At 39.9% G+C, this 13,497-nt stretch carries 12 protein-coding genes; 7 read left to right on the top strand and 5 right to left on the bottom strand.

Annotated features, from left to right (window positions below; translation table 11 throughout):
* Positions 1-3 precede the first annotated feature (3 nt).
* Positions 4-1,068, bottom strand: coding sequence for a lytic transglycosylase domain-containing protein (locus tag ACT29I_RS04205; RefSeq protein WP_430931531.1), 1,065 nt, complete (start codon positions 1,066-1,068; stop codon positions 4-6).
* 118 nt (positions 1,069-1,186) lie between these two features.
* Positions 1,187-2,083, bottom strand: a complete 897-nt coding sequence (locus ACT29I_RS04200; protein ID WP_430931530.1) for a hypothetical protein — start codon at positions 2,081-2,083, stop codon at positions 1,187-1,189.
* Positions 2,084-2,477: 394 nt separating this feature from the next.
* Here ACT29I_RS04200 and ACT29I_RS04195 point away from each other — a divergent pair, with 394 nt between their 5' ends.
* From ACT29I_RS04195 to ACT29I_RS04185, 3 genes are all read left to right on the top strand, one after another.
* Positions 2,478-4,283: an Ig-like domain-containing protein gene (locus tag ACT29I_RS04195; protein ID WP_444792739.1), complete on the top strand. Its 1,806-nt coding sequence runs from the start codon at positions 2,478-2,480 to the stop codon at positions 4,281-4,283.
* A 157-nt stretch (positions 4,284-4,440) separates the two neighbouring features.
* Positions 4,441-4,752: a thiamine-binding protein gene (locus ACT29I_RS04190; protein WP_430931528.1), complete on the top strand. Its 312-nt coding sequence runs from the start codon at positions 4,441-4,443 to the stop codon at positions 4,750-4,752.
* Between the two features lie 3 nt (positions 4,753-4,755).
* Positions 4,756-5,604, top strand: coding sequence for a DUF3108 domain-containing protein (locus tag ACT29I_RS04185; protein ID WP_430931527.1), 849 nt, complete (start codon positions 4,756-4,758; stop codon positions 5,602-5,604).
* Positions 5,605-5,672: 68 nt separating this feature from the next.
* On the opposite strand, the gene ACT29I_RS04180 is transcribed toward ACT29I_RS04185, so the two are convergent.
* Both ACT29I_RS04180 and ACT29I_RS04175 read right to left on the bottom strand, forming a co-directional pair.
* Complete coding sequence (locus tag ACT29I_RS04180; protein ID WP_444792738.1) at positions 5,673-6,227, bottom strand: acetate uptake transporter; 555 nt, start codon at positions 6,225-6,227, stop codon at positions 5,673-5,675.
* Positions 6,228-6,473: 246 nt separating this feature from the next.
* Positions 6,474-7,985: a PAS domain-containing sensor histidine kinase gene (locus ACT29I_RS04175; RefSeq protein ID WP_444792737.1), complete on the bottom strand. Its 1,512-nt coding sequence runs from the start codon at positions 7,983-7,985 to the stop codon at positions 6,474-6,476.
* Positions 7,986-8,290: 305 nt separating this feature from the next.
* On the opposite strand from ACT29I_RS04175, the gene gpmI reads away from it, so the two are divergent.
* The 4 genes from gpmI (at position 8,291) to ACT29I_RS04155 (ending at position 11,552) form a co-directional block, all read left to right on the top strand.
* Positions 8,291-9,820: a 2,3-bisphosphoglycerate-independent phosphoglycerate mutase gene (gpmI, locus tag ACT29I_RS04170; protein ID WP_430931524.1), complete on the top strand. Its 1,530-nt coding sequence runs from the start codon at positions 8,291-8,293 to the stop codon at positions 9,818-9,820.
* 77 nt (positions 9,821-9,897) lie between these two features.
* Complete coding sequence (locus ACT29I_RS04165; RefSeq protein ID WP_430931523.1) at positions 9,898-10,485, top strand: DUF3109 family protein; 588 nt, start codon at positions 9,898-9,900, stop codon at positions 10,483-10,485.
* Positions 10,486-10,571: 86 nt separating this feature from the next.
* Positions 10,572-11,213: an endonuclease III gene (gene nth, locus ACT29I_RS04160; RefSeq protein WP_444792736.1), complete on the top strand. Its 642-nt coding sequence runs from the start codon at positions 10,572-10,574 to the stop codon at positions 11,211-11,213.
* A 3-nt stretch (positions 11,214-11,216) separates the two neighbouring features.
* Positions 11,217-11,552 carry a T9SS type A sorting domain-containing protein gene (locus ACT29I_RS04155; RefSeq protein WP_444792783.1) on the top strand — a complete coding sequence of 112 codons (336 nt, stop codon included), beginning with the start codon at positions 11,217-11,219 and terminating at the stop codon, positions 11,550-11,552.
* Between the two features lie 112 nt (positions 11,553-11,664).
* On the opposite strand, the gene ACT29I_RS04150 is transcribed toward ACT29I_RS04155, so the two are convergent.
* On the bottom strand, positions 11,665-13,296 hold the full coding sequence (locus ACT29I_RS04150) for a S8 family peptidase (protein ID WP_444792735.1): 1,632 nt from the start codon (positions 13,294-13,296) through the stop codon (positions 11,665-11,667).
* Positions 13,297-13,497 lie beyond the last annotated feature (201 nt).

The raw sequence follows: 13,497 nt of genomic DNA, 5'->3' as shown, positions 1-13,497 counted from the left end.
ACACTAATTTACTTCTGTCAAATGATCAAGTTCGTCCTTTATAAAAAAGAAATTTTGAGCCTCTTTTTTTTTCCATACGGTTAGTTTTTGCCCCGGGTGCAGATCTTTGTCTTTTATGTTGTTCCATCTCATGATATCCTCAATGGTGCATTCATGCTGAATGGCTATTTTATGGAAATATTCACCTTTACTAACCGTATGAATGGTTTTAAAGTTTGACGGTTTGTTACTGTTTATTTGCACTCGCTCTTCACCTTGGTAAAGCAAGGGCTCCTTTTTAACAAAGATATTTACGTATTCCCTCGGAAGGAATAAGCATACCGGTTTTTTGTTAACAGGTATGGTCTGTTTCGTAAAAGCCGGATTTAAAAAGGTAAGGTCATCCATGCTTATTCCTATCACTTCCGATATTTTGTTGAGCGTAATGGTTTGTTGTACGAGGACGGTATCCAGTTGATTGAAGTTAAATTTGACAGGTGCTACCTCAATATCATAATTAGAATGGTATTCAATGGCATAATTTGCTGCAATAAAAGCAGGTACATATCCTTTTACCTGGGAGGGGAGATAAGGGCGTAGCTCCCAATAGTTGGTCTTGCCGCCCGATCGTTCAATGGCCTTTTTCACTACGCCGGCACCTCCGTTATAGGCAGCCAACGCCAACTGCCAATCGTCAAAAATCCGGTACAGGTATTCTAAATATTGGCAAGCTGCTTCCGTTGCCAAAACGGGATCACTGCGTTCGTCAATATAGGTGGTCACCTTCAGTCCAAACATATTACCGGAATGATAAAGAAACTGCCAAAGGCCTTTAGCGCCTGATTTTGATTTGGCCCTTGGGTCGAGGGCGGATTCTATGACTGCCAGATATTTAAGTTCGAGTGGTAGGTTATATTTGTCGAGATATTCTTCAAACAGGGGAAAGTATAGTTTGGAGCGGCTGATGATGTTGGCCAGGTGTTCCCTTCGTTTTACGGTATACACGTCAATATAAGCCTGAATGTGCTCGTTGTAATCCAGTTGGATAGGGGTTTGATAGTTAAGAACCTCCATTCTTTTTTCTACCATCCATGTGGGAAATTGGGGCAAGTTTTTTTCTTGTCCAGTTACTATTAACCCATAGGACATTAATAAAATCCCTACTAAGAGTACACGAAAATGTATTCGACAGTAAAAATCCTTCATTCTACCTTAAATTAAACGTCATGGTTCCAATGTTATGGCCATCTGCGAAAATATCGGCAATATATTCACCTTTCGTAAGCTCTCCGGCATCCACTTGATAGTACAGGCAAACATCCACATCTTCGCCTCCGTACTCAATGGTGCGCATCGATGAGTAATTGATTTCTTTGTTTTGGTGTTGGAACAAATCATCTTTGCTATGATATAACAGCGCGCCATCGGGTCTTAACACTCTCAAATAAATGGTTTTCTCACCCACCTCAGCCGTAATATTTTTTTGAATAGAAAAACAGATCCTTATTTTGGAAACCCTGGATGACCTGGTGGTCGTCCGGTCTTTGGAATTGAGCCCGTCCGCCTCCATATTAAAGGTTTCCAGTTTGGATGCTACTTCTACTTTCTTTTCCAAAGTTTCTTTTACCTCCTCCAATTTGCTGTAGGTGGTCTGCATGTTGGATACTTTTTTCCGGTATTCCAGATTCTCTTCCTGTAAGGCCTTGTTACTCTGGTTGAGCGAATCTATCTGAACCACATAATTTTTAAGTACTTTTCGCAGTGAGGTGAGTTCTTTTTTGTATTCCCGTATTTTAGACGAGTTGGTAGCTTTTATGGTCTGGATCTCTTCGATTAACTGCGAAATCTTTTCACGTTCCTTTTCCAGCATGATATTTAGCGTGTCGCTGTTGGTTTGTAAGGAGTCGTAATCTAGCGCCAGGTTCTCAAACTCATAGGTTAACATTTCCTTTTCCTCTATCATCTCGTCCACCAAAACCTTCATTTCGCTTCGGTTTTTAAAATAAAGAAATCCTAATATGATAATCAGAACCAGGGATATGACCCCCACAATTATGGTAGTTTGGTGCGATTTATGTGGTGTATTGTTTTCTGTATTGTCCATTGTTATGTGTGTACTATTATTTTAATAACGGCAAATTTAAAATTTTTACTGCATTACTTATAACCGGGGGGCAATTATATCATCCCAAATTTGTTGTCATAGAATGACAAATTTGCCCATAGCGTGACAAAGCTTTGAGCAACAAAGCTTTGTCGGGATTGATCCGGACATTTAAAATGAAAGAAATTTTTATTTATTTTATCAACGTATCTGTTTCATTTTCAATCGTCAGCTGATTATGCTTCGGTCACTGTCTGATATCAATTAAGGTCGGACAAAAAGTGCAAAAGTGTTGTTAGACATTTTCAGGATCATATTATTTTCATCATTTTAGAGGATGAATGTATAATTGAATTAAATTTGCCACTTATATTGAACTAAGATATTTTAAATAATGCGAAATTATATTTTTGGGTTGATTGCGGTAATAATACTGTTTTACTCCTGTGCTAACCCTGGTTATCCTACAGGTGGCCCAAAGGACGAAACTCCTCCAAAGATCAAAAAATCCACGCCGAAACCCAATGCTTTAAACTACAAAAAAGACCAGGTAACCATTGAATTCGATGAGATTATTAAGCTAGACGATGTTTATCAGAAATTTGTGGTGTCACCTCCCTTGAAAAAGAGACCGAAGATTGATGCTCGTGCCCAAAGGCTAAACATAAAATTTGACGAGGAGGAGGTACTTCAGGACAATACCACGTATACGCTGGATTTTGCCGATGCTGTTCAGGATAATAACGAAGGAAATCCTATAGAGTCGTTTGTGTTTTCTTTTTCTACCGGCGAAGTGGTGGATTCGTTCGCTATTATGGGTAACTTATGGGAAGCGAACGATCTGTCTCCCGTGGAAGGTGCTTTGGTGATGGCTCATAAAAATCTGAACGACACGGCCTTTACACATGATGTACCGGTACGTCTGGGGAAAACAGATGATGAAGGGCATTTTGCCATTCGTAACCTAAGCCCCGGAAAATATAGGATTTATGCCATTGAAGACGGCAATAGTAACTACATGTTCGATCAACCGGGAGAATACATTGCCTGGTACGATACCATTATCTCGCCATCCATGGCGTACGTGCAAATGCCCGATACTATAGCTCCGGATTCAGTCGTGTTTAAAGAAGAATTAGTGTATACTCCCAACGATTTGAAGCTTTTCTTGTTTAAAGAAGAAAGTACCGAGCAGTACTCATTGGGTGAAGAACGAAAAGATTCCAATACCCTGGCTTTCTTTTTCAATCTTCCGTTGGAGGATTTTAAATTGCAACCGGTATTAGATGAATCGGTGAAAAAGGACTGGGCAGTGTTTGAACCGTCCATGAAGAAAGATAGCATGTTTGTTTGGATAGCGGATAGTACGGTTTATAAAAAAGATACGCTTACGATGGCTTATTCTTATTTGGGGCTGGATAGTTTAAACAAACCGACACTTGTGAATGATACGGTTAAAATGTATTATTTTACCATGCCTAAAAAGAGGGAAGCCAGAAGACGGAACAAGAAAACAGAAGAGGTTGTGAATACCTTAAAGATAGGTAAATCATCATCGTCGGTTGATGTTTACAATAGCTTTAATTTTATAATGCCAACACCCGTTAAGCAATTTAATGTAAACGCTATTCATCTCATGGAAAAAGTGGATACCCTCTGGGAAAAAAGAGAATTTGAGGTTATGCAGGATTCTTTGTTTAAACGACGGTATTCGGTTAGAACCATTACCAAATGGACGCCGGGAGCTCAATATTTGCTAACGATTGATTCTGCTGCCATTGAAGATATATATGGGCTGAAATGTGATTCAATAGGTAAAATGTTTTCCGTAAAAGAGCTGGACTCTTATGGTACCTTGCTGATTAAGATGCAGCAAACAGGCGATAATTGGTTGGTTCAGTTACAGGATAATTCCGAAAACGTGATACATCAGAAGTATGTTCCTAAATCGGGAAAGTTAGGGTTTCAATATCTTAATCCAGGTACTTACACGTTGAAATTAGTGTTGGATAAAAACAGAAATGGAGTATGGGATACCGGTAAATATTCCGAAAAATTGCAACCCGAGCAGGTATATTATTATCCCGATAAAATTACTTTAAGAGCTACCTGGGAACATGCAGTTGAATGGAATGTGAAGGATTTTGATATTTACGATTTTGTGGAGAAAAACAGGAAACCCAAGACGAGGGATGAATAGTCTTCCATCAACAGTTGGAACAACGCGATGTGCCGCCACAAATAAACAATTTAATTAGAGGCGGGACTGCCGTTATTAAGTCGATAGTCATGGATTTTTTCCTGAATAATGACGTGCTAATGACCAATGACTGAAAAACCATTAAACTAATATTATTATGTCAGTACTTGTAAATTTTGCCATGTTCCCCACTGATGCTGGTATCAGTATAAGCAAACCAGTAAGTGGGATTATTGAATTAATAAAAAATAGTGGCGTTCCTTATGTGCTTGGCCCTATGGGAACCTCTATTGAAACCGAAACCATGCCGGAGGCGTTGGAGATTATCAACAAAGCATATGCGCTTTTGGAAAAAGACCACGATCGCGTTTACGCTAACATTACTATGGATGTCCGTAGGGGAGATGTGGGGAGAATGAAATCCAAGATTCAATCCATAGAGAATAAAATAGGCAAGGTAAATACATAGTTTATGATTGTAACATGTGGGTTAAAATGTATGCGGCAGAGGGTTACCATTGCTGCACTGGTGATGTTTTGTGTTTTTTCGATTCGGATCCATGCCCAATGCAATGTTGAAAATTATACTTTCAAGAGTGGAGAGGTGGTTACCTATCACGCTTATTACAACTGGCATTTTATTTGGCTGAATGCCGGAATTGTGCATTTTTCTGTTGAAGACAAAGCGTTTGGTGGTGAGGATACCTGGTTTTTGTCGGCATACGGGAGGACGTACAGTGGTTACGACAAGTTTATGAAGGTTCGAGATACTTTTGAGGTATATGTTGACAAAGAGCGTTTTGACCCAATTTATTTTAATCGCGTAACAAAAGAGGGGAGCACCGTAGGTCACCACCAATATTGGTTCGATTACGATAACCGGGTTATTAAAACCAAAGTCAAAAAAAACAAGGAAACGGTATTCAGGGATAGTGTAGTGGTATTAGAAGATTGTACCGCCGATTTGCTGTCGATGGTATACAAAGCCCGAAACCTTGATTACGCCAAATATCAGGTGGACGAAAAAATTCCTATCCGGATGATTGTGGATAATAAAATTTTCGATTTGTTCATTCGTTATCAAGGCAAGGAGATTATCACGAACCGGGATGGCAGAAAATTTAAGTGTTTGAAATTCTCCCCAATGTTAGTTCCGGGAACAATTTTTAAATCGGGCGAAGCTATGACGGTTTGGGTAACCGACGATGCTGCAAGGATACCAATTGTAGTGGAGGCCAAAGTGTTGGTAGGTTCGGTTAAGGCGGTATTTGTTGATGCCATTGGTTTACGGAACCCCATTACCGCCGAGCTGTTTTATTGATCCTTTTCCACAAAAAAAGCTGCCCGAAGAATCGAACAGCTTTCGCATATTTAATATTTTATACTAAGTTACTGAATCAATCTTTTCCCAACAGAAATAACGGTTTTGCCAGCTAAGTCGTTTATAATAATAGCGGCCATCATATACCATGCTCCGCCGGCACATATTATCAAATCCCAGGCAGCAAATTTGGTTAACTGAGGGAATCCAAAATGTGCAAGATCCAACAATACAAAGCCAATAAGTAAGGTAGCAAAAGTAAACGTCATAGCAGTGTGCACCCGTAACGAGGCCACAAACAATATGGCGGTATACAAAGTCCACGCAACCAAAAAGAACCCTACATCGGTATGCGATGCTTTATAAACGCTAAAGTGGTTCAAAAACCAGATAATACCTAGTCCGATCCAGAAAGAACCATAACCAACAAAAGCGCTATATCCAAAGTTGTTGCCCATTTTTTGTTCCTGAAAACCGGCAATCATCTGCGCCAATCCTCCAAAAATTATTCCCATGGACAACACTGGGCCTAGCCCCATCCAACCAAGATTATGAAATTGCAATAACAAGGTAGTTAAGCCAAATCCGGCCAAGCCTACTACCGCGGGGTTTCCGATTTTCATTTTAAGTAGATTTAAATTTTAGCCCGCAAAAATAAGCTAAGAGATTGGGACACACAAATGTATAATTGTTAAAAAATGTTTGAATAACCCAATTGGATATTTCATCGTTGATACAATTTGCAATTACTCCTAAAATGACTGTTTCTGTTAGTCATTTTTAAAGATCAATTATTGCAGTGTTGGAAATTTTCCACTTATTGGCAGCGTTCTTTTCCATTTTGTAAAAATCATTAAAACGAACACACTTTATATGCCTGTAAAAGGAATGGCAAAATAAAAGGTTGAACCTTCACCCACTTCCGATTCTGCCCAAATGGTTCCATTCATCAGATGAACCAATTTTTTACAAATAGAAAGGCCAAGTCCGGTACCTTTCTGCTTGTTGATTCCATCGTGTTGTGCCTGCGTAAACCTATCAAATATCGTGTTCATATATTGTTTTGGTATTCCTATCCCCGTATCTTTAACGTAAAAAATAATTTCTGCGGAATCGGTTATAATACCCACCTCTACATTTCCCGACTCGGTAAACTTAAGGCTGTTGTTGATCAGGTTGGTGAGTATTTGTTGTATTTTAGAAGGGTCACCACTCAATATAGCCATATTACATTTGGTAGTGTTTAACGTCAAGGTGTTATTACCCCTTTCGGCTACCGGCTTAAAGAACGAAATAATTTCTTTGAGCATGGAACTAATATCGAACACAACAGACTCCACCACTATCTGTCCTGTTTCTATTTTGGAGAATTCAAGGACATCGTTAATGATATTCAACAATTGTTGTCCACTCGAGAGAATTACATTGAGATAATCCTCTCTTTGTTCCGGGGTTAATTCCAACATTTTTAGCAATTCGGCAAAGCCTATTATTCCGTTCATTGGCGTGCGTATCTCATGGCTCATATTGGCCAGGAAGGAGGATTTTAACATGTCACTCTCCTCTGCTTTATTTTTCGCAATCCTTAACTCCTCATTTTTTCTTTCAAGATCTTCCCGTGCTTTTTTTCGCTCCCTTAAATCTCTGATGATAGCCAGGTAATTTTTCCCCGAAGGTTTTTTTGAGTTCATTTCGATGGGAATCCGCTCGCCGTTCTTACCCAGAATGTTTCTTTCAAAAATTATGGATTGGCCCACATCCAACAAATCGAACCGCAGTGGTTTCTCTTCAAGTGATTCCGGGGCGAAAATACTTGATATGTGTTTGTTCAACAGCTCGTTCTTTGAAAAACCGGTTATCGCTTCAAAGCCGCTATTTATTTCAAGCATGTTTCCATCCGCATCTCCTATAATTATGCCGTCTCCGGCATTCTCCACAACAGCGCAATACTTGTTTTCGCTTTCTACCAGCTCCTTTACAGATTTTTTGTAGTCCGATATATCCCAGACTACAACAATTCTTGCATCCCTTCCTTTAAAAGTATGTTTTTTTGATTGAATCTGGGCATGAAACAGGGTGTTGTCCTTTCTCACGACATCTATCTCAAAAGGTGTATCCAGTGGGTTTGCGATCCTCTCCAGCGCCAACTCGCGATGTTCCGGCACTGCTAGGTCCGCTGCAAACATACCCAACACCTCCTCTTGAGAATACCCTATCATGTCGCACCCAACTTGATTGGCTTCAATGCAATACCCTTTTTCTGTAATAAACACGCCCTCGAACACTGTTTCGGAAAGCACCTTGTACTTTTCTTCAATATCACTGAGTGCTTCCTTTAAATTGGATATTTCTGATTGTGTATGATTGTTGCTTTCTTCCATGAATATAATTAGTTAGCTGGTTTAAAGATTTGCAAACGTATAGTTCTTGCACGTAATGTTTACGCTTTCCAACCTTAATAAATTATGATAATTTCATCTTACTCGCATATATAACTAAACTGTGCGTATGGGCGACAATATAATTAATAAACATTTCTTTTTCCAGTTTTTAACGTTTGTTGCCAGGTTAAGTTTAAGCTAAGTATAAGAGTGTAAACTTTGTTTTTAGTTATTAATTAGATAATTTTGCGCACTAATTTAGATTTTTTCAAAATAGCTAATAACAAATACAAAATATATAAACCATGGATAAGAAAACAATTCTTGTTATTCTGGATGGATGGGGATTTGGAGACAAATCAAAGTCCGATGTAATTTCAACTGTTGAAACTCCGTACTGGGACAGTTTGATTGAAAAATACCCAAATTCGAAGCTAAACGCTTCCGGGGAATTTGTTGGTTTGCCAGACGGACAAATGGGTAACTCGGAAGTAGGTCACCTAAACATTGGTGCCGGAAGGGTAGTTTATCAGGATTTGGTAAAAATTAACCGCGCTTGTGCCGATGGTTCTATTGCCAAGAACCCGGAGCTGGAGAAAGCATACAACTATGCCAGGGAGAATGGTAAAAAAGTACATTTGCTTGGTCTGATGTCTCAAGGAGGTGTTCATAGTAGCCAGGCACATATCCATAAATTAATAAGTGTTGCCCAGGAGTATGGTTTAAGCGATGTGTTTGTTCATGCCTTTATGGACGGTCGGGATACAGACCCTAAGAGTGGAAAGGGATTTATGGGTAATTTGTTGGCGCACATGGATCAAACGGTTGGTCAGGTGGCAACAGTTACAGGCCGTTATTATGCGATGGACCGCGATAAGCGATGGGAGCGTATTAAAGTGGCATACGATGCCATGGTTGCCGGTGTTGGAGAAACAACGGCCACTGATGTGCTGGAAGCTATCCAGGCCTCGTACGATGCCAATGTTACCGATGAGTTTATCAAGCCAATTGTAAAGGTTGATGCCGATGGAAACCCGGTTGGCAAAATTGAGGAAGGTGATGTAATAGTATTCTTTAACTTCCGAAACGACCGTGCAAAAGAGCTAACTATGGTTTTAACGCAACAAGATATGCCGGAACTAGGAATGAAAACGATTCCGCTTCATTATTGCACCATGACTCCTTATGATGCTACTTTTAAAGGAATGCATATTCTTTTTGACAAAGCAAATGTGGAAAATACCATTGGCGAGGTTGTTGCAAAAGCAGGACTTAAGCAGTTAAGAATTGCCGAAACTGAAAAATATGCCCACGTAACCTTCTTTTTCTCGGGAGGACGCGAAGAAGTATTCGAAGGCGAAGACCGCATTTTGGTGAACTCACCCAAAGTGGCCACCTACGACCTGCAACCGGAAATGAGTGCCTATGAAGTAAAAGATAAAGTCGTTGCCGAGTTGAACGCAAACAAATACGACTTCATCACTCTAAATTTTGCCAACGGAGATATGGTAGGTCATACGGGAGTTTACGAAGCCATTGAAAAAGCGATTAAGGCTGTTGACGAATGTGTGGAAGGTGTAATTGAAGCCGCTAAAGCTAACGGTTACGAAGCCATCATAATTGCCGACCATGGTAACGCCGACAATGCCGTAAATGCCGACGGCTCACCAAATACCGCTCACTCGTTAAATCCAGTGCCATTTGTTTGGGTATCAGACAGAGAAGGAACTGTTAAAGATGGTGTATTGGCCGATGTAGCTCCATCGTTGCTTAAACTGATGGGTGTTGAGCAGCCCGCCGATATGACCGGTGAATGCTTAATTCACCTGAAGTAGGATTTCTCGATATAATTATAAAGCAGTAATTCTTTGGGTTACTGCTTTTTTCTATTTTCAACTATTTTAATTGTGAGATGATTCAAATTGATGATAAAATAATTAGCCTGGAACTGTTCACCAACAAATTTATTTGTAACATTGCCAAGTGCCATGGTATTTGTTGTGTGGAAGGTGATTCCGGTGCGCCGTTGGAGGAGGATGAAGCGAAAATCATCGACAATATTTATCCCAAAATTAAACACCTGTTATCACCTGAAGCTATCAAAACTATAGAAGAAGAAGGTGCTTCGGTTATAGATTTTGAGGATGAGTTGGTTACGCCTATTATTCATGGCAAAGAATGCGTTTATACCTACTTCGATAACAAAGGGGGTGTTCATTGTGCCATCGAAATGGCCTGGAAACAAGGTTTGGTAGACTTCCGAAAACCTGTTTCCTGTCACCTGTATCCCATTCGAACTAGGAAATTAAGCCAGGGCGAGGCCATGAATTACGATGTTTGGCCAATTTGTGATGATGCCCGTGCACTTGGAGAAAAAGAGGGGGTTCCTGTGTACAGATTCTTGAAAGAACCAATCATCAGAAAATATGGCGAAGCCTTTTATGATGAAATGGAAGAATCGGAAAAGATATTGAAGGAGAAAGGATTGCTTAACGGTTAGTGGTTACAATCGGATATCAGTTAGCAAAGGATCTCATTCATAGCGTAAACGTAATTAGTAGATCCAACTTTATATCGTACTGAAATATGACTAAAAAGGAACGATTTGAAAAAATAATTGAATGGTTTCAGGCCAATATGCCTGTTGCGGAAACCGAGTTGGATTATTCAAATCCTTACGAACTTTTGGTAGCAGTTATCCTTTCGGCCCAATGCACCGACAAAAGGGTAAACTTAATTACGCCCGACCTGTTCCAACGTTATCCTTCGGCCAAAGAATTGGCAGAAGCCGAGCCGGCTGAGGTATTCGACTATATTCGTTCATGTACCTACCCCAACAATAAAAGCAAACATTTGGTAGGTATGGCCAAAATGCTGATTGCCGATTTTAATAACCAAGTACCTGATGATATTAAGGAATTGCAAAAACTGCCCGGTGTCGGAAGAAAAACAGCTAATGTAATTGCCAGTGTGGTGTATGAAAAACCTGCCATGGCTGTAGATACGCATGTATTCCGGGTTTCGGAACGCATAGGGCTTACTACCAACTCAAAAACCCCGCTTGAAACCGAGAAGCAGTTGGTAAAACATTTTCCCGAAGATTTACTCCCTATTGCCCATCACTGGTTAATACTACATGGTCGTTATGTTTGCATCGCAAGGTCTCCCAAGTGTGCCAAATGCGGGTTGCAAGATTACTGCAAGTATTATCAGAAAAACGGGAAGTAAAACATCAAATACGCCTTTCCTTATAAGTATCATTCCGTTAGAAAAATCAAACCATCATTATTAGATATAACAAACGAAACTGCTACAGACGCAAATGAATTTACATTAACCAGCATAACTGCTTATCCAAACCCTGTTAATCAGGATTTCTTCAAAATCAAAGGATTACCAGCTGATGCTATTATTGAGATTTATTCAACAAATGGGATTAAATTATTTCAAGGCAAAGCGCTGCAAAGCGAAATCACTGTCAATTGTAGTACTTTTCCTAAAGGCGTGATTTTGGTAAATGTTCAATTTGAAGATTTCAAGCAAACATTAAAAGTAATAATAAACTAATTCAACCCCAAGATTTTCACTATGGACTAGTATGACATTACTATTCCATGGTGATCGTTTATGTTTTTGAAACCCTACTTTTGTATAAAAGTAAAATTGGCAGCCTACCTAATCAATACCCCCAATCTTTGGCAAATTCATTCACTCTTCTTTTTAGTTCCTCGGTTTTATTTTCGCCTATTGTAGCAGTCATCACCTTAAGTTTGGCTTTAGCCTCTGTACCTACGGCATTTTCAACTTTTTCGAACATATCGTCCTCTTGGCCTTTGGACTCCAGTTTAGCACGACAAGTTTGGTAAGTAATTTCCTTGTTGATCATGTATATGTCCCAATCCACCTTTTCAATTTCGTCGCAATCAACATCCTTAGGAGATGAGGCATGCTTTAGTTCCTCGGGTTTTGGAAGTTCGCATTTAAGCAAAGCAAGCACATCTAAAATACCTGCCCCATAAATTTCTGTATTCCAACCATCGGGTTTACGCGCACTTCTCTTCAGGCACGTCCTAAAGGCTTCAACCCGTTGCCAGGGTTCTCTATAAATACCATTCAGTTTCTCGTCGCTATGATGCGCTATCCAAATAATTGCCGCTGCCGCTGTGATTGGCGTTGAAAATGATGTTCCTTCACTCCACCTGTAACCGTATTTTCTGCCTTTTCGTGCAAAAGGAACGTACATATCGAAACCCGGTGCCGCAATATCCACCTCTGCCCCCCCAAAAGTTTTCTCCCAGGCTTCATCGTCCTTGGTAGATACGGTGGTTGTTATCGTTTCCGGAAACTTAGAGGGATAGGTCCATATTCTTTTTACCCCTTTCACATGACTTCCCGGAGCGGACACCCAAATTACGCCATTATCATATGCCTCCTTTACGGCTTCCTTCCAGCTTCTCAGACGCAACAATCCGGCATGGCTCGTCGTAATCACTTTACAACCGTCCGCCATGGCTTGCCTGGCAGCATGGGCCATTTTATTGTTAAAAGAAATAACGGTTTCCGAAATTCTGTAAGGTATTAGGTTTAAGTAAGGAAAAATTCCATCGGTATTATCTTTGTTTTCTCCCACAATACCGGCATTTTTGGTATTTACCCCAATCACAACGCCGGCCGTGGAGGTTCCATGCGATGCCCACTTGAACGGTTTGGCATTCCTCAATCGGTCCTTGGCATTGCGTTTTGACGGGCGACCTATAAAAATGGATAAGATCCGGTCCAGAAAGGTATTGACATAATTATATCCAAGTTCCTTTTTTACTTTTGATAATTCGGGATGATCACTGTAACCGGTATCAAGCTGAGCCAATATCAGATTTGTTTCGCCTCCATCATATTTGCCTATGCCCAGGTTAAATTGTTCCTCGGCATATTTAAGGGCATCGGGAAATCTGGAATTGGCATGAAACCAATTGGGATCAGGACGATTTTCAGGTATCACATTTACCACTTGACTGAGCGGGACATCATAATCTTCAAGTTCAAATTTATATTTCGTGTTTATAACAGGATCTACATCTAAAACACCATGTATGCGAGCTATCTCTCTTGCCTTATCCCATACCAAGGATGATGACATGAACTGCCTGATCGTATAAATATTTTTCAGATAATCATTTCTCTTCTTGTTAAGGCCTTCCTTAAATACAGGAACAGGTCTAACACCAAACTTTTTTTTAATCTGGATAAAGACTTGTTGTTTCACTTTTTCATCTTCACTCAGATACAATTCAAAACCTTGCCACCAATACATCGCATCTCATTTTAAGTTTCCTGTTCCAGAATTTACCTTTTTTATCATCTAATGTCAAGAATCGTTGCCATTTCATTAAGCCAACCTGGGCAAGCCACAATGATTCAAGGCAATAAATTATTATGAACACATCGAATTTTCGTTACTAATTTGGTGTCTGCAAGAAAAAGTAGTTTTCTTGCAAAGACCATTCATTCAGCT

This window comes from Saccharicrinis sp. GN24d3 (assembly GCF_052400645.1).
Taxonomy (GTDB): Bacteria; Bacteroidota; Bacteroidia; order Bacteroidales; family Marinilabiliaceae; genus Saccharicrinis.
Note: the sequence above shows the minus strand (reverse complement) of the source record. Positions and strands in the feature narration are given on the sequence as shown.